General features: G+C 53.5%; 14 protein-coding genes. 7 read left to right on the plus strand and 7 right to left on the minus strand.

The genetic code is table 11. The features are described 5' to 3' along the window. Positions 1–72: 72 nt before the first annotated feature. The 7 genes from lacA to BGE37_RS09640 form a co-directional block, all read right to left on the minus strand. On the minus strand, positions 73–702 hold the full coding sequence (gene lacA / locus BGE37_RS09605; protein WP_105288021.1) for a galactoside O-acetyltransferase: 630 nt from the start codon (positions 700–702) through the stop codon (positions 73–75). Between the two features lie 65 nt (positions 703–767). After that, positions 768–2021 carry a lactose permease gene (gene lacY, locus BGE37_RS09610; RefSeq protein ID WP_000291532.1) on the minus strand — a complete coding sequence of 418 codons (1254 nt, stop codon included), beginning with the start codon at positions 2019–2021 and terminating at the stop codon, positions 768–770. 51 nt (positions 2022–2072) lie between these two features. Then, entirely contained in the window at positions 2073–5147 is a 3075-nt protein-coding gene (gene lacZ, locus BGE37_RS09615; protein WP_105287979.1) for a beta-galactosidase, read from the minus strand. A gap of 122 nt (positions 5148–5269) precedes the next feature. Beyond that, positions 5270–6352 (minus strand): DNA-binding transcriptional repressor LacI, encoded by a 1083-nt coding sequence (gene lacI, locus BGE37_RS09625; protein WP_000805874.1) that lies wholly within the window; start codon positions 6350–6352, stop codon positions 5270–5272. A 36-nt stretch (positions 6353–6388) separates the two neighbouring features. Beyond that, complete coding sequence (locus BGE37_RS09630) at positions 6389–7342, minus strand: GlxA family transcriptional regulator (protein WP_001247700.1); 954 nt, start codon at positions 7340–7342, stop codon at positions 6389–6391. Between the two features lie 19 nt (positions 7343–7361). Further along, positions 7362–8138 (minus strand): MBL fold metallo-hydrolase, encoded by a 777-nt coding sequence (locus tag BGE37_RS09635; RefSeq protein WP_039021956.1) that lies wholly within the window; start codon positions 8136–8138, stop codon positions 7362–7364. Between the two features lie 114 nt (positions 8139–8252). After that, positions 8253–9086: a DNA-binding transcriptional regulator gene (locus tag BGE37_RS09640; protein ID WP_032183403.1), complete on the minus strand. Its 834-nt coding sequence runs from the start codon at positions 9084–9086 to the stop codon at positions 8253–8255. 190 nt (positions 9087–9276) lie between these two features. Here BGE37_RS09640 and BGE37_RS09645 point away from each other — a divergent pair, with 190 nt between their 5' ends. The 7 genes from BGE37_RS09645 to mhpT all read left to right on the plus strand — a co-directional run bounded on the left by BGE37_RS09645 (position 9277) and on the right by mhpT (position 17173). After that, positions 9277–10941: a bifunctional 3-(3-hydroxy-phenyl)propionate/3-hydroxycinnamic acid hydroxylase gene (locus BGE37_RS09645; RefSeq protein WP_105287980.1), complete on the plus strand. Its 1665-nt coding sequence runs from the start codon at positions 9277–9279 to the stop codon at positions 10939–10941. A 1-nt stretch (position 10942) separates the two neighbouring features. After that, on the plus strand, positions 10943–11887 hold the full coding sequence (gene mhpB, locus BGE37_RS09650; protein ID WP_000543449.1) for a 2,3-dihydroxyphenylpropionate/2,3-dihydroxicinnamic acid 1,2-dioxygenase: 945 nt from the start codon (positions 10943–10945) through the stop codon (positions 11885–11887). Positions 11888–11904: 17 nt separating this feature from the next. Then, positions 11905–12771, plus strand: coding sequence for a 2-hydroxy-6-oxonona-2,4-dienedioate hydrolase (gene mhpC, locus BGE37_RS09655; protein ID WP_000121898.1), 867 nt, complete (start codon positions 11905–11907; stop codon positions 12769–12771). Between the two features lie 9 nt (positions 12772–12780). Further along, positions 12781–13590 carry a 2-keto-4-pentenoate hydratase gene (mhpD, locus tag BGE37_RS09660; RefSeq protein ID WP_105287981.1) on the plus strand — a complete coding sequence of 270 codons (810 nt, stop codon included), beginning with the start codon at positions 12781–12783 and terminating at the stop codon, positions 13588–13590. After that, complete coding sequence (gene mhpF, locus BGE37_RS09665; protein ID WP_000044306.1) at positions 13587–14537, plus strand: acetaldehyde dehydrogenase; 951 nt, start codon at positions 13587–13589, stop codon at positions 14535–14537. The genes mhpD and mhpF overlap by 4 nt, the downstream gene beginning before the upstream one ends. After that, on the plus strand, positions 14534–15553 hold the full coding sequence (gene mhpE, locus BGE37_RS09670) for a 4-hydroxy-2-oxovalerate aldolase (protein WP_001013506.1): 1020 nt from the start codon (positions 14534–14536) through the stop codon (positions 15551–15553). Before mhpF ends, mhpE begins: the two co-directional genes overlap by 4 nt. Positions 15554–15961: 408 nt before the next feature. Next, positions 15962–17173, plus strand: a complete 1212-nt coding sequence (gene mhpT, locus BGE37_RS09675) for a 3-(3-hydroxy-phenyl)propionate transporter MhpT (RefSeq protein WP_105277251.1) — start codon at positions 15962–15964, stop codon at positions 17171–17173. Positions 17174–17198 lie beyond the last annotated feature (25 nt).

Raw genomic sequence — 17198 nt, forward strand, 5'->3', positions numbered from 1 at the left:
TCCTGCGCTTTGTTTACGCCGGATGCGGCCTACGTAGATCACTGAACTTATAGGCCTGATAAGCGGAGCGCATCAGGCAATTTTGCTTATTAAAACTGGCGATTCAACTTTAAAATCTTTGAAATAATATTGCTTATCCCGGTCGTTTATTTCGCGAATAACCCGACAAGGAATGCCAGCCGCCACGACGTTTGGTGGAATGTCTTTTGTGACGACACTACCCGCGCCAATAACAGAATTATCCCCGATGGTGACGCCTGGATTAATAACCACATGACTTCCGATCCAGACGTTATTGCCAATCGTTATCGGAAAAGAGTACATCTCGCCGTTTTTTCTCAATTCATGGTGTACAGGGTGTCCCGTAACGGAAATGGTAACGTTGGGGGCAACCAGTACGTTATCACCGATCGTTACCGTGTAATCATCGACAATGGTTAAATTGAAATTTGCATAAAAATTGCGGCCTATATGGATGTTGGAGCCGTAAGAGAAATAGACGGGTGGTTCTACCCAGGCGTTTTCCCCTACCGTGGCAAACATTTCTTTAAGCAGGCTTTCCCTTTTTTCAACTTCTGATGGATGCGAGTGATTAAACTCATACATTAACGTTTTCCCACGAAGTCTTTTTTCCGGTAAGCCTTCGCACATATCGGTAAATAGCTTGCCTGCTTTTATTCTTTCTGTCATTGGCATGTTCATTGCGATCATTCCGTCCTGATATGTTGGTCGGATAAGGCGCTCGCGCCGCATCCGACATTGATTACTTAAGCGACTTCATTCACCTGACGACGCAGCAGGGAAAGCGGGCCGGGGCCGCTAAGCGTGAACACGGAAATTAAGGTGAAGCCCAGCGCCACCAGACCCAGCACCAGATAAGCGCCCTGGAAACCGATGCTTTCATACATATTGCCCGCCAGTACAGACATAAAAATCATCGCCAGTTGCTTAAAGAAGCAGAAACAGACCAGATAAATCGTCGCTGAAAAACGCACTTCAAACTGGCTGGTAATATATTTAAAGCAGCCCACCAGCAGGAACGGTACTTCAAACATATGCAGCGTTTTCAGAATAACCACTTCCAGCGCTGAGGTGGCGAATGATGAGCCAATAATACGTACAGACATAATGGTGCCAGCCAGCAGCAGGGCGTTTTTCCCACCGATGCGATTAATGATCAGTGGCGCAAAGAACATAATCGAGGCGTTAAGTAATTCGCCCATTGTCGTTACGTAGCCAAATACCCGCGTACCCTGCTCACCGGTGGCAAAGAACGAAGTAAAGAAATTAGCAAACTGTTGGTCAAAAACATCGTAGGTGCAGGAAACGCCAATAACATACAGTGACAAAAACCACAGTTTTGGCTGTCTGAACAGTTCCAGCGCCAGCTTAAGGCTAAATGCCGAATGGTTGGCACCTACCGCATTGGCAACCGTGGCGGAAGAAGGCGCATCCGTTTTGGCGAAAAAGAGTAAAACGGCAAGGATGAGTGCACAGCCAGAACCCAGCCAGAAAACAAACTGATTATTGATGGTAAACATGATGCCAACAATCGAGGCACACAGCGCCCAGCCAACACAGCCAAACATCCGCGCGCGACCAAATTCGAAATTACTGCGACGGCTGACTTTCTCGATAAATGCCTCTACTGCTGGCGCACCGGCGTTAAAACAGAAACCAAGATAAATACCACCAACAATCGACCCTACAAGAATGTTGTATTGTAACAGTGGCCCGAAGATAAAAATAAAGAACGGCGCAAACATTACTAACATGCCGGTAATCATCCACAGCAGGTATTTGCGCAGCCCGAGTTTGTCAGAAAGCAGACCAAACAGCGGTTGGAATAATAGCGAGAACAGAGAAATAGCGGCAAAAATAATACCCGTATCACTTTTGCTGATATGGTTGATGTCATGTAGCCAAATGGGGAAAAACGGGAAGTAGGCTCCCATGATAAAAAAATAAAAGAAAAAGAAAAAACCGAACATCCAAAAGTTTGTGTTTTTTAAATAGTACATAATGGATTTCCTTACGCGAAATACGGGCAGACATGGCCTGCCCGGTTATTATTATTTTTGACACCAGACCAACTGGTAATGGTAGCGACCGGCGCTCAGCTGGAATTCCGCCGACACTGACGGGCTCCAGGAGTCGTCGCCACCAATTCCCATATGGAAACCGTCGATATTTAGCCATGTGCCTTCTTCCGCGCGCAGCAGATGGCGATGGCTGGTTTCCATCAGTTGTTGTTGGCTGTAGCGGCTGATGTTGAACTGGAAGTCGCCGCGCCACTGGTGTGGTCCATAATTCAATTCGCGCGTCCCGCAGCGCAGACCGTTTTCGCTCGGGAAGACGTACGGGGTATACATGTCTGACAATGGCAAGTCCCAGCGGTCAAAACAGGCCGCAGTCAGACGGTCGGGATAGTTTTCTTGCGGCCCTAATCCGAGCCAGTTTACCCGCTCTGCGACATGTGCGAGCTCGCAGGTCAGGCCAATCCGCGCCGGATGCGGTGTGTCGCTCGCTACTTCAACATCCACACTGACGACCATCTCACCGTGCCCATCGATACGGTAGGTTTTCCGGCTGATAAATAAGGTTTTCCCCTGATACTGCCAGGCGTGGACAGTGGTAATCAGCACCGCGTCGGCAAGCGTATCTGCCGTGCACTGCAACAACGCGGCTTCGGCCTGGTAATGGCCCGCCGCCTTCCAGCGTTCTACCCAGGCATTCGGGTCAATGCGGGTCGCTTCACTGACGCCAATGTCGTTATCCAGCGGGGCACGGGTGAACTGATCGCGCAGCGGCGTCAGCAGTTGTTTTTCATCGCCAATCCACATTTGTGAAAGAAAGCCTGACTGGCGGTTAAATTGCCAACGCTTATTACCCAGCGCGATGCAAAAATCCGTTTCGCTGGTGGTCAGTTGCGGGATGGCGTGGGACGTGGAGGGGAGTGCCACACTGAGGTTTTCCGCCAGTCGCCATTGTTGCCAGGCGCTGATGTGTCCGGCTTCTGACCAGGCGGTCGCGTTAGGTTGCACTACGTGTACCGTAAGCCAGAGTTGTCCGGCGCTCTCCGGCCGCGGTAGTTCAGGCAGTTCAATCAACTGTTTACCTTGTGGATCGACAGTCAGAGGCTCTTCACCGCTTGCCAGTGGCTTGCCATCCAGCGCCACCGACCAGTGCAGGAGCTCGTTATCGCTATGACGAAACAGGTATTCGCTGGTCACTTCGATGGTTCGCCCGGATAAACGGAACTGGAAAAACTGCTGTTGGTGTTTTGCTTCTGTCATTGCCGGATGCGGCGTGCGGTCGGCAAAGACCAGACCGTTCATGCAGAACTGGCGATCGTTCGGCGTATCGCCAAAGTCACCACCGTAAGCCGACCATGGGTTGCCGTTTTCATCATATTTAATCAGCGACTGATCCACCCAGTCCCAGACGAATCCACCCTGTAAACGGGGGTACTGACGAAACGCCTGCCAGTATTTCGCGAAGCCACCGAGACTGTTACCCATTGCGTGGGCGTATTCGCAAAGGATCAGCGGGCGCGTCTCTCCTGGCAGCGAAAGCCATTTTTTGATGGACCATTTCGGCACAGCCGGGAAGGGCTGGTCTTCATCCACGCGCGCGTACATCGGGCAAATAATATCGGTTGCAGAAGTGTCGGCTCCGCCGCCTTCATACTGCACCGGGCGGGAAGAATCGACAGATTTAATCCAGCGATAGAGTGCGTCGTGATTAGCACCGTGGCCCGATTCATTACCCAGCGACCAGATAATTACGCTCGGGTGATTTCGATCGCGCTGCACCATCCGCGTTACGCGTTCACTCATGGCCGGTAGCCAGCGTGGATCATCGGTCAGACGATTCATTGGCACCATGCCGTGGGTTTCAATATTGGCTTCATCCACCACATACAGGCCGTAGCGGTCGCACAGCGTGTACCACAGCGGGTGGTTCGGATAATGCGAACAGCGCACGGCGTTAAAGTTGTTCTGCTTCATCAGCAGGATATCCTGCACCATCGTTTGCTCATCCATGACCTGACCATGCAGAGGATGATGCTCGTGACGGTTAACGCCGCGAATCAGCAACGGCTTGCCGTTCAACAGCAGCAGACCATTTTCAATCCGCACCTGGCGGAAACCGACATCACAGGCTTCCGCTTCAATCAGCGTGCCGTCGGCGGTGTGCAGTTCAATAACTGCACGATAGAGATTCGGGAGTTCGGCGCTCCACAGCGCCGGATTTTCAACGTTCAGGCGTAGCGTGACGCGATCGGCATAACCACCACGTTCATCGATAATTTCGCCGCCGAAAGGCGCGGTACCGCTGGCGACCTGCATTTCACCCTGCCACAAAGAAACCGTCACCCTCAGCGCATCGCGCAGTTCACCGCACATCTGAACGTTTGCTTCCAGTACCGCGCGGCTGAAATCATCATTAAAGTGAGTGGCAACATGGAAATCGCTGATTTGTGTGGTCGGTTTATGCAGCAACGAGACGTCACGGAAAATGCCGCTCATTCGCCACATATCCTGATCTTCCAGATAGCTACCGTCACTCCAGCGCAGCACCATCACCGCGAGGCGGTTATCTCCGGCGCGTAAAAATGCGCTGAGGTCAAATTCAGACGGCAAACGGCTGTCCTGTCCGTAACCGACCCAGCGCCCGTTGCACCACAAATGAAACGCCGAGTTAATGCCATCAAAAATAATTCGCGTCTGGCCTTCCTGTAACCAGCTTTCATCAACATTAAATGTGAGCGAGTAACAACCTGTCGGATTCTCCGTGGGAACAAACGGTGGATTGACTGCAATGGGATAGGTCACATTGGTGTAGATAGGCGCATCGTAACCGAGCATCTGCCAGTTTGAGGGGACGACGACAGTATCGGCGTCAGGAAGATCGCGCTCCAGCCAACTTTCCGGCACCGCTTCTGGGGACGGGAACCAGGCAAATTGCCACTCACCATTCAGGCTGCGTAACTGCCGGGAAGGGCGATTATTGCGGGCCTCTTCACTATTTCGCCAGCTGGCGAAAGGAGGATGCGCCGCAAGGCGGTTGAGTTGGGTAACGCCAGGGTTTTCCCAGTCACGACGTTGTAATACGACGGCCAGTGAATCCGTAATCATGGTCATAGCTGTATCCTGTGTGAAATTGTTATCCGCTCACAATTTCATACAACATACGAGTCGGACACATCAGGTGTAAAGCCTGGGGTGCCTAATGAGTGAGCTGACTCACATTAATTGCGTTGCGCTCACTGCTCGCTTTCCAGTCGGGAAATTTGTCGCGCCAGCTGCATTAAGGAATCAGCCAACGCCTGGGGAGAAGCGGTTTGCGTATTGGGTGGCAGGGTGGTTTTTCGTTTCACCAGTGAGACGGGCAACAGCTGATTGCCCTTCACTGCCTGGCCCTGAGAGAGTTGCAGCAAGCGGTCCACGCTGGTTTGCCCAAGCAGGCGAAAATCCTGTTTGATGGTCGTTAATGGCGGGATATAACACGAGCTGTCTTCGGTATCGTCGTATCCCACTACCGAGATATCCGCGCCGACGCGCAGCCCGAACTCGGTAATGGCGCGCATTGCACCCAGCGCCATCTGATCGTTGGCAACCAGCATCGCAGTAGGAATGATGCCCTCATTCAGCATCTGCATGGTTTGATGAAAACCGGACATGGCGCTCCAGTCGCCTTCCCGTTCCGCTATCGGTTGAATTTGATTGTGTTTAAGATATTTATGCCAGCCCGCCAGACGCAGACGCGCCGAGACAGAACTTAATGGGCCCGCTAACAGCGCGATTTGCTGGTGACCCAATGCGACCAAATGCTCTACGCCCAGCCGTGTACCGTCTTCATGGGAAAAAATAATACTGTTGATGGGAGTCTGGTCAGAGACATCAAGAAATAGCGCCGGAACATTAGCGCAGGCTGCCTCCACAGCAATGGCATCCTGGTCATCCAGCGGATAGTTGATGATCAGACCACTTACGCGTTGCGCGAGAAGATTGTGTACTGCCGCTTTACAGGCTTCGACACCGCTTCTTTCTACCATCGACACCACCACGCTGGCACCCAGTTGATCGGCGCGAGATTTAATCGCCGCGACAATTTGCGACGGTGCGTGCAGGGCCAGACTGGAGGTGGCAACGCCAATCAGCAACGACTGTTTGCCCGCTAACTGTTGTGCTACGCGGTTGGGAATGTAATTTAGCTCCGCCATCGCCGCTTCCACTTTTTCCCGCGTTTTCGCTGAAACGTGGCTGGCCTGATTCACCACGCGGGAAACGGTCTGATAAGAGACACCGGCATACTCCGCGACATCGTATAGCGTTACTGGTTTCACATTCACCACCCTGAATTGACTTTCTTCCGGGCGCTATCATGCCATACCACGAAAGGTTTTGCGCCATTCTGCGGGGCTGACGCCGAAGTGAGATTTAAAATGCTGACGCCAGGTCACAGGTGAGAGAAAACCCACCTCAGCCGCTATCCGCTCAACGGGCAACTGACTGGATCCCAACAGTTCCTGGCTACGGCGTAAGCGTTCAGTGATGAGCCATTCGGCGATACTCGAACCGGTCGCTTTCATAAAATGACGGGTTAGTGTGCGGCGACTCATCATTACTCGCTGAGCCAGCGAGTCGAGATCATGCTGTTGCGCAATGTTTTGCCGCAGGTAATCCAGCAGGAGGTTAATGCGTTCATCATGGGTATTTTTCGGCACCGGTTGCTCTATAAACTGCGCCTGACCGCCGGTGCGATATGGCGGTACGACCATCCGTCGGGCAATATGGTTAGCATAGTCGCTGCCAAAATGTTGCCGAACAATATACAAACAGCAATCCAGCGCCGCGGCAGTACCGGCAGAGGTAATAATGCCATCATCGTCTACATACAACGCGTTAATATCCAGATGTGTTTGTGGAAAACGTGCCTGAAATTCACGCTCGAACTCCCAGTGCGTGGCAGCACGCTTATTGTTCAGTAAACCTGCATAGCCGAGCACAAACGTGCCCAGGCAAAGCCCGACAATCTGTGCCCCGTTATCTCGTGCGGTCGTTAAGGCTTCCAGCAGTTTTTGTGGCGGTTTTTGTGTAATTGTTCCCCAGTAAGGAATTATCACAATATCCGCCTGGATGACTGCCGTATAGTCATGGGTGGCGGTTACGGAAAACCCATCGGCAGAGTCCACGTTTCCCGGCTTTTCAGCGCAGATAATTACATGAAAGCGTTTTTTCTCCGCCATTTTTTCGCTAAACACGATAAACGGTACGGAAAGGTGAAAAGGACTAAAACCGGCAACGGCGATAATGGCAACAGTTAGCGGGCGCATAACACTCTTTATCTCCGAATTAGAATGTCAACGTTTCACCATCTTCTGGTACGTTCACAAATTCGATAATTTGATTATCTCTGGCGTATTCCTTGAGCGCATCACGCGTCAGCAAACAGTGGTTTACGGCCTCCATATGTGTCGCGACAATTTGCGCTTCTGGCAGGGTAAAATGTGTTTTGAGAATATCTTCAGCTCCCATAATTATCGCGCCATGCCCCAGAACATGCGCAAATCCGGCATTCAACACCACCACTTCTGGTTGGAAAGTTAGCATTGTAGCCTCGACGTCATCACGCCAGAGGGTATCGCCAGCCAGATAGAGCGTTTTCTCTGTCGGGTGCTGGAAAACAACGCCGCAGGCTGCGCCTAAACGCTTCGCCATAGCCGGGTCTGCATAGGTGTGATCGGAGCCGTGCTGCCCTGTCGTTTTATGCAGAGTAATATCGCCAAATTTAGTCTCGTCGGCAAGTACGGTAAGATGCGTAAATCCTTGTTTATGCAGTGATTCAGCATCTTGCTCATTTTGCACATAAATCCGTTTATCTTTGGGGACGACGCGGGAGGCTGTTTCGTCCCAGTGATCTTCATGCAAATGGGTCACTATTAGGGCGTCAACGTTGAGTAACGTTGTTAAATCGCACGGTAATTCTACCGTTGGATTGCGGATTTCTGCGCGTGCCGTTCCGGCAAAACCCGGATAACTTCCTTTAGGCGCGAGTAACGGGTCAATAAGAAATGTTTTGCCAGCGTATTGGATAATTTGGGTGGCATTACGAATTTGAGTAATTTTCATGATTTGCTCCACATCACAGTATTGATGGCATTAGCGTAGCGTGCAGCCCGTACTGTGCATGTGGGCAAATGGGCGAATAACGATGAGAATGGGCCAAATTACACATTGGCGCAACTAGCGTAAATGCACGCCGCTTCGCCGTCCGGCCACCAGAATAGCCTGCGATTCAACCCCTTCTTCGATCTGTTTTGCTACCCGTTGTAGCGCCGGAAGATGCTTTTCCGCTGCCTGTTCGATGGTCATTGCGCTTGCCATATACACCAGATTCAGACAGCCAATCACCCGTTGTTCACTGCGTAGGGGCACGGCAATGGAGGCGATCTTCTCTTCCTGATCCCAGCCACGGTAGTTCTGTCCGTAACCCTCTTTGCGTGCGCGCGCCAGAATGGCTTCCAGCTTTAACGGCTCCCGTGCCAGCTGATAGTCATCACCGGGACGGGCGGCTAACATTTCGATTAACTCCTTGCGTTCTTGTTCCGGGCAAAAGGCCAGCCAGGTCAGGCCCGAGGCGGTTTTCAGGAGCGGTAAACGCCGTCCGACCATTGCCCGGTGAAAAGATAAACGGCTGAAACGGTGGGTGGTTTCGCGTACCACCATTGCATCAACATCCAGCGTGGACACATCTGTCGGCCATACCACTTCGCGCAACAGATCGCCCAGCAGCGGGGCTGCCAGTGCAGAAATCCATTGTTCGTCACGAAATCCTTCGCTTAATTGCCGCACTTTGATGGTCAGACGAAAACTGTCATCGGAGGTACTGCGCCGGACATATCCCTCTTCCTGCAGCGTTTCCAGCAGTCGCCGCACAGTGGTGCGATGCAGGCCGCTGAGCTCCGCCAGCAGCCCGACGCTGGCACCGCCATCGAGTTTATTTAACATATTTAATAACATTAGACCGCGGGTTAAGCCGCGCACGGTTTTGTATTCCGTCTGCTCATCTTTCTGCATATTAATTGACATTTCTATAGTTAAAACAACGTTGTGCACTTGGTGCACACTCAGGCATGTTTTGATTGTAGCCGAAAACACCCTTCCTATACTGAGCGCACAATAAAAAATCATTTACATGTTTTTAACAAAATAAGTTGCGTAGAACTGTGCGCGCAACGGCATTTTGTCCGAGTCGTGAGGTACTGAAATGGCAATACAACACCCTGACATCCAGCCTGCTGTTAACCATTGCGTTCAGGTGGCGATCGCTGGTGCCGGTCCGGTCGGGCTGATGATGGCGAACTATCTCGGCCAGATGGGCATTGACGTGCTGGTGGTGGAGAAACTCGATAAGTTGATCGACTATCCACGCGCGATTGGAATTGATGACGAGGCGCTGCGCACCATGCAGTCGGTTGGCCTTGTCGATAATGTTCTGCCGCACACTACGCCGTGGCATGCGATGCGTTTTCTTACCCCAAAAGGCCGCTGTTTTGCTGATATTCAGCCAATGACCGATGAATTTGGCTGGCCGCGTCGTAACGCCTTTATTCAGCCGCAGGTCGATGCGGTGATGCTGGAAGGGTTGTCGCGGTTTCCGAATGTGCGCTGCCTGTTTTCCCGCGAGCTGGAGGCCTTCAGCCAGCAAGATGACGAAGTGACCTTGTATCTGAAAACGGCAGAAGGGCAGCGGGAAACGGTCAAAGCCCAGTGGCTGGTAGCCTGTGACGGTGGAGCAAGTTTTGTCCGGCGCACCCTGAATGTGCCGTTTGAAGGTAAAACCGCACCAAATCAGTGGATTGTGGTGGATATCGCCAACGATCCGTTAAGTACGCCGCATATCTATTTGTGTTGCGATCCGGTGCGCCCGTATGTTTCTGCAGCTCTGCCTCATGCGGTACGTCGCTTTGAATTTATGGTGATGCCGGGCGAAACCGAAGAACAGCTCCGCGAGCCGCAAAATATGCGCAAACTGTTAAGCAAAGTGCTGCCTAATCCGGACAACGTCGAGTTGATTCGTCAGCGTGTCTACACCCACAACGCGCGACTGGCACAACGTTTTCGTATTGACCGCGTACTGCTGGCGGGCGATGCCGCACATATCATGCCGGTGTGGCAGGGGCAGGGCTATAACAGTGGTATGCGCGACGCCTTTAACCTCGCCTGGAAACTGGCGTTGGTTATCCAGGGGAAAGCTCGCGATGCGCTGCTCGATACCTATCAACAAGAACGTCGCGATCACGCCAAAGCGATGATTGATCTGTCGGTGACGGCGGGCAACGTACTGGCTCCGCCGAAACGCTGGCAGGGTACGTTACGTGACGGTGTTTCCTGGCTGCTGAATTATCTGCCGCCAGTAAAACGCTACTTTCTCGAAATGCGCTTCAAGCCGATGCCGCAATATTACGCCGGTGCGCTGGTGCGTGAAGGCGAAGCGAAACACTCTCCGGTCGGCAAGATGTTTATTCAGCCGAAAGTTACGCTGGAAAACGGCGACGTGACGTTGCTCGATAACGCGATCGGCGCGAACTTCGCGGTAATTGGCTGGGGATGCAATCCACTGTGGGGGATGAGCGATGAGCAAATCCAGCAATGGCGCGCGCTGGGTACTTGCTTCATTCAGGTGGTGCCGGATGTGCAAATTCATACCGCGCAGGATAACCACGACGGCGTGCTGCGCGTGGGCGATACGCAAGGTCGCCTGCGTAGCTGGTTCGCACAACATAATGCTTCGCTAGTGGTGATGCGCCCGGATCGCTTTGTTGCCGCCATCGCCATTCCGCAAACTCTGGGTAATACGCTGAATAAACTGGCGTCCGTGATGACACTCAACCGCCCTGATGTCGACGTTTCTGTCGAAAAGGTAGCCTGATATGCACGCTTATCTTCACTGTCTTTCCCACTCGCCGCTGGTAGGGTATGTCGACCCGGCGCAAGAGATACTTGATGAGGTCAATGGCGTGATTGCCAGTGCCCGCGAGCGTATTGCGGCCTTCTCCCCTGAACTGGTGGTGCTGTTTGCGCCAGATCATTACAACGGCTTTTTCTATGACGTGATGCCACCGTTCTGTTTAGGCGTTGGAGCGACGGCAATTGGTGATTTCGGCAGTGCGGCAGGAGAGCTGCCCGTGCCTGTGGAGTTGGCGGAGGCTTGTGCGCATGCCGTCATGAAGAGCGGGATTGATCTTGCCGTTTCTTACTGTATGCAGGTGGATCATGGGTTCGCCCAGCCGCTGGAGTTCTTGCTCGGTGGGCTGGATAAGGTGCCGGTCCTGCCTGTATTCATCAACGGTGTCGCCACGCCGCTACCTGGTTTTCAGCGTACCCGCATGTTGGGTGAAGCCATTGGACGTTTCACCAGCACGCTGAATAAGCGCGTGCTGTTCCTGGGTTCCGGTGGGCTTTCCCATCAGCCGCCAGTGCCAGAACTGGCGAAAGCGGATGCCCATATGCGCGATCGTCTGTTGGGTAGCGGGAAAGATTTGCCCGCCAATGAGCGCGAAATGCGCCAGCAACGGGTGATTAGCGCCGCTGAGAGGTTTGTTGAGGATCAGAGAACTCTGCATCCGCTCAACCCGATTTGGGATAACCAGTTCATGTCTTTGCTGGAGCAGGGACGCATACAGGAACTGGATGCCGTCAGTAACGAAGAGCTTTCCGCCATTGCAGGAAAGTCGACACATGAAATCAAAACCTGGGTCGCTGCTTTTGCCGCTATTTCTGCGTTTGGCAACTGGCGTAGCGAAGGGCGTTATTACCGCCCGATCCCGGAGTGGATTGCCGGATTTGGCTCGTTAAGCGCCAGAACAGAGAACTGAATATGCAGGAGAAGATGATGAGTTATCAGCCACAAACCGAAGCCGCCACCAGCCGTTTTCTGAATGTAGAAGAAGCGGGTAAAACGCTGCGCATCCATTTTAATGACTGCGGTCAAGGCGACGAAACCGTTGTCCTGCTGCACGGCTCCGGCCCGGGGGCTACGGGCTGGGCGAACTTCAGCCGCAATATCGATCCGCTGGTAGAAGCTGGCTATCGGGTGATCCTGCTGGATTGTCCTGGTTGGGGAAAGAGCGATTCGATCGTTAACAGTGGTTCGCGATCGGATCTCAATGCGCGCATCCTGAAAAGCGTGGTGGATCAACTGGATATCGCCAAAATCCACCTGCTGGGCAACTCGATGGGCGGTCACAGTTCTGTGGCGTTCACCCTTAACTGGCCGGAGCGCGTCGGCAAACTGGTGCTGATGGGCGGCGGTACAGGTGGCATGAGTTTGTTTACGCCGATGCCAACTGAAGGCATTAAGCGACTGAATCAGCTTTATCGCCAGCCGACTATCGAAAATCTGAAGCTGATGATGGATATCTTCGTTTTCGATACCAGCGATTTGACCGACGCCCTGTTTGAAGCGCGCCTGAATAATATGCTGTCGCGCCGCGATCACCTGGAAAACTTCGTTAAGAGCCTGGAAGCCAATCCGAAACAGTTCCCGGATTTTGGCCCACGTCTGGCGGAAATCAAAGCGCAAACTCTGATTGTCTGGGGGCGTAATGACCGTTTTGTGCCGATGGACGCAGGGCTGCGTCTGCTTTCTGGCATCGCCGGTTCTGAGCTGCATATCTTCCGCGACTGTGGTCACTGGGCGCAGTGGGAACATGCCGACGCTTTCAATCAACTGGTGCTGAATTTCCTCGCACGTCCTTAAGGAACGGTCATGACGAAGCATACTCTTGAGCAACTGGCGGCGGATTTACGCCGCGCCGCAGAACAGGGCGAAGCGATTGCACCGCTACGCGATCTGATTGGTATCGATAACGCTGAAGCGGCCTACGCCATTCAGCACATAAATGTGCAATATGACGTTGCGCAGGGGCGTCGCGTGGTGGGGCGTAAAGTGGGCCTGACACATCCGAAAGTGCAGCAACAACTGGGGGTTGATCAACCGGATTTCGGAACATTATTTGCCGACATGTGTTATGGCGATAACGAAACCATTCCTTTTTCCCGTGTTCTGCAACCTCGTATTGAAGCAGAGATCGCCCTGGTGCTAAACCGCGATTTACCCGCAACGGATATTACCTTCGACGAACTGTATAGCGCCATTGAATGGGTGCTTCCGGCGCTGGAAGTGGTGGGCAGCCGTATTCGCGACTGGTCGATTCAGTTTGTCGATACCGTGGCAGATAACGCCTCCTGTGGGGTGTATGTTATCGGCGGTCCGGCGCAACGTCCGGCGGGGTTAGACCTGAAAAACTGCGCCATGAAGATGACGCGTAATAACGAAGAGGTTTCCAGCGGGCGCGGCAGCGAATGCCTGGGACATCCGCTTAATGCCGCCGTCTGGCTGGCACGCAAAATGGCCAGTCTGGGTGAACCGCTGCGCGCCGGAGATATCATTCTTACCGGGGCATTAGGTCCGATGGTGGCGGTGAATGCGGGCGATCGTTTTGAAGCCCATATTGAAGGCATAGGTTCAGTTGCTGCGACATTTTCAAGCGCAGCCCCAAAAGGAAGTCTGTCATGAGTAAGCGTAAAGTCGCCATTATCGGTTCTGGCAACATTGGCACCGATCTGATGATTAAAATTTTGCGTCACGGTCAGCATCTGGAGATGGCGGTGATGGTCGGCATTGATCCTCAGTCCGACGGTCTGGCGCGTGCCAGACGTATGGGCGTCGCTACCACCCATGAAGGGGTGATTGGGCTGATGAACATGCCTGAATTTGCTGATATCGATATAGTGTTTGATGCGACCAGCGCGGGCGCGCATGTGAAAAACGATGCCGCTTTGCGCGAAGCGAAACCGGATATTCGCTTAATCGACCTGACGCCAGCTGCCATCGGCCCTTACTGCGTGCCGGTCGTTAATCTCGACGCAAACGTCGATCAATTGAACGTCAACATGGTCACCTGCGGCGGCCAGGCCACCATTCCGATGGTAGCGGCGGTTTCACGCGTGGCGCGTGTTCATTACGCCGAAATCATCGCTTCTATCGCCAGTAAATCTGCTGGCCCTGGCACGCGTGCCAATATCGATGAATTTACGGAGACCACCTCTCGAGCCATTGAAGTCGTAGGCGGCGCGGCAAAAGGGAAGGCGATTATTGTGCTTAATCCGGCAGAGCCGCCGTTGATGATGCGCGACACGGTGTATGTATTGAGCGATGAAGCTTCACAAGATGATATCGAAGCCTCAATCAATGAAATGGCTGAGGCGGTGCAGGCTTACGTACCGGGATATCGCCTGAAACAGCGCGTGCAGTTTGAAGTTATCCCGCAGGATAAACCGGTTAATTTACCGGGCATTGGTCAGTTCTCTGGGCTGAAAACGGCGGTCTGGCTGGAGGTCGAAGGCGCAGCGCATTATCTGCCTGCCTACGCAGGCAACCTCGACATTATGACTTCCAGTGCGCTGGCGACAGCAGAAAAAATGGCCCAGTCACTGGCGCGCAAGGCAGGAGAAGCGGCATGAACGGTAAAAAACTTTATATTTCAGACGTCACGTTGCGTGACGGTATGCACGCCATTCGTCATCAGTATTCACTTGAAAATGTCCGCCAGATTGCCAAAGCACTGGATGATGCCCGCGTGGATTCGATTGAAGTGGCCCATGGCGATGGTTTGCAGGGTTCCAGCTTTAACTATGGTTTCGGCGCACATAGCGACCTTGAATGGATTGAAGCGGCGGCGGATGTGGTGAAGCACGCCAAAATCGCGACGTTGTTGCTGCCAGGAATCGGCACTATTCACGATTTGAAAAATGCCTGGCAGGCTGGCGCGCGGGTGGTTCGTGTGGCTACGCACTGCACCGAAGCTGATGTTTCCGCTCAGCATATTCAGTATGCCCGCGAACTCGGAATGGATACCGTTGGCTTTCTGATGATGAGCCACATGACCACGCCGGAGAATCTCGCAAAGCAGGCAAAGCTGATGGAAGGCTACGGTGCGACCTGTATTTATGTGGTGGATTCTGGCGGTGCGATGAACATGAGCGATATCCGCGACCGTTTCCGCGCCCTGAAAGCGGTGCTGAAACCGGAAACGCAAACTGGCATGCATGCTCACCATAACCTGAGTCTTGGCGTGGCGAACTCTATCGCGGCGGTGGAAGAGGGCTGTGACCGCATCGACGCTAGCCTCGCGGGGATGGGCGCGGGTGCAGGTAACGCACCGCTGGAAGTGTTTATTGCCGCCGCGGATAAACTGGGCTGGCAGCATGGGACCGATCTCTATGCGTTAATGGATGCTGCTGACGACCTGGTGCGTCCGTTGCAGGATCGTCCGGTACGTGTCGACCGCGAAACGCTGGCGCTGGGATACGCTGGTGTTTACTCAAGCTTTTTGCGTCACTGTGAAACGGCGGCGGCGCGTTATGGTTTAAGCGCGGTGGATATTCTCGTTGAGCTGGGTAAACGCCGGATGGTCGGCGGCCAGGAGGATATGATCGTCGACGTGGCGCTGGATCTGTGCAACAACAAATCATGTTGACTGCTGACAACGTGCATTTTGTATACCCATCCCAGGCCTGATAAGACGCATCAGCATCGCATCTGGCATGGCGCACGACTGCCGGATGCGGCGTAAACGCCTTATCCGGCCTACGGATGGCGCGGGAATTTGTAGGCATGATAAGACGCGTCAGCGTCGCATCAGGCAATGGCGCACGACTGCCGGATGCGGCGTAAACGTCTTATCCGGCCTACGGATGGCGCGGGAATTTGTAGGCATGATAAGACGCGTCAGCGTCGAATCAGGCAATGGCGCACGACAGCCGGATGCGGCATAAACGCCTTATCCGGCCTACTTTCGTCCGTAGGCAGTCATTAAATGGTTTTGATTACGCGGCTGGCAATGTATCAGCCGCGATTCACCTGCATTCGCAACGAGGTTCATCTTATGTCGACTCGTACCCCTTCATCATCTTCATCCCGCCTGATGCTGACCATCGGGCTTTGTTTTTTAGTCGCTCTGATGGAAGGACTGGATCTTCAGGCGGCTGGCATTGCGGCGGGTGGCATCGCCCAGGCTTTTGCACTCGATAAAATGCAAATGGGCTGGATATTCAGTGCCGGAATACTCGGTTTGCTACCCGGCGCGCTGGTTGGCGGAATGCTGGCGGACCGTTATGGTCGTAAACGCATTTTGATTGGTTCAGTTGCGCTGTTTGGTTTGTTCTCGCTGGCAACGGCTATTGCCTGGGATTTCCCCTCACTGGTCTTTGCGCGGCTGATGACCGGTGTCGGGCTGGGGGCGGCGTTGCCGAATCTTATCGCCCTGACGTCTGAAGCGGCGGGGCCACGTTTTCGTGGAACGGCGGTGAGCCTGATGTATTGCGGGGTTCCCATTGGCGCGGCGCTGGCGGCGACACTGGGTTTTGCAGGGGCAAACTTAGCCTGGCAAACGGTGTTTTGGGTCGGTGGTGTAGTGCCGCTGATTCTGGTGCCGCTATTAATGCACTGGCTGCCGGAGTCGGCGGTGTTCGCTGGCGAAAAACAGGCCGCGCCTCCACTGCGTGCGTTATTTGCGCCAGAAACGGCAACCGCAACGCTGCTGCTGTGGTTGTGTTATTTCTTCACTTTGCTGGTGGTCTACATGTTGATCAACTGGCTACCGCTGCTTTTAGTGGAACAAGGATTCCAGCCATCGCAGGCGGCAGGGGTGATGTTTGCACTACAAATGGGGGCGGCAAGCGGGACGTTAATATTGGGCGCCTTGATGGATAAACTGCGTCCAATGACCATGTCGCTACTGATTTATAGCGGTATGTTAGCTTCGCTGTTAGCGCTGGGAACGGTGTCATCATTTAACGGTATGTTGCTGGCGGGATTCGTCGCAGGGTTGTTTGCAACAGGTGGGCAAAGCGTTTTGTATGCATTGGCTCCGTTGTTTTACAGTTCGCAGATCCGCGCAACCGGCGTGGGAACCGCCGTGGCGATTGGGCGTCTGGGTGCCATGAGCGGCCCGTTGCTGGCAGGGAAAATGCTGGCATTAGGCACTGGCACGGTTGGCGTAATGGCCGCATCTGCGCCGGGTATTCTTGTTGCTGGATTAGCGGTGTTTATTTTGATGAGTCGAAAATCCCGAATGCAGCCGTGCGCTGATGCCTGACGCGCCTTATTAAGCCGGGGCGAAA

Origin of the sequence: Escherichia sp. MOD1-EC6300 (genome assembly GCF_002965045.1) — a bacterium.
Lineage (GTDB): Bacteria > Pseudomonadota > Gammaproteobacteria > Enterobacterales > Enterobacteriaceae > Escherichia > Escherichia coli_F.

Coding starts and splice junctions, on each gene's coding strand:
- mhpB (WP_000543449.1), top strand. CDS start 10,943: ATGCACGCTTATCTTCACTGTCTTTCCCACTCGCCGCTGGTAGGGTAT.
- BGE37_RS09640 (WP_032183403.1), bottom strand. CDS start 9,086: ATGCAGAAAGATGAGCAGACGGAATACAAAACCGTGCGCGGCTTAACC.
- mhpF (WP_000044306.1), top strand. CDS start 13,587: ATGAGTAAGCGTAAAGTCGCCATTATCGGTTCTGGCAACATTGGCACC.
- mhpT (WP_105277251.1), top strand. CDS start 15,962: ATGTCGACTCGTACCCCTTCATCATCTTCATCCCGCCTGATGCTGACC.
- mhpD (WP_105287981.1), top strand. CDS start 12,781: ATGACGAAGCATACTCTTGAGCAACTGGCGGCGGATTTACGCCGCGCC.
- mhpE (WP_001013506.1), top strand. CDS start 14,534: ATGAACGGTAAAAAACTTTATATTTCAGACGTCACGTTGCGTGACGGT.
- lacY (WP_000291532.1), bottom strand. CDS start 2,021: ATGTACTATTTAAAAAACACAAACTTTTGGATGTTCGGTTTTTTCTTT.
- BGE37_RS09630 (WP_001247700.1), bottom strand. CDS start 7,342: ATGCGCCCGCTAACTGTTGCCATTATCGCCGTTGCCGGTTTTAGTCCT.
- lacZ (WP_105287979.1), bottom strand. CDS start 5,147: ATGACCATGATTACGGATTCACTGGCCGTCGTATTACAACGTCGTGAC.
- BGE37_RS09635 (WP_039021956.1), bottom strand. CDS start 8,138: ATGAAAATTACTCAAATTCGTAATGCCACCCAAATTATCCAATACGCT.
- mhpC (WP_000121898.1), top strand. CDS start 11,905: ATGAGTTATCAGCCACAAACCGAAGCCGCCACCAGCCGTTTTCTGAAT.
- lacA (WP_105288021.1), bottom strand. CDS start 702: ATGAACATGCCAATGACAGAAAGAATAAAAGCAGGCAAGCTATTTACC.
- BGE37_RS09645 (WP_105287980.1), top strand. CDS start 9,277: ATGGCAATACAACACCCTGACATCCAGCCTGCTGTTAACCATTGCGTT.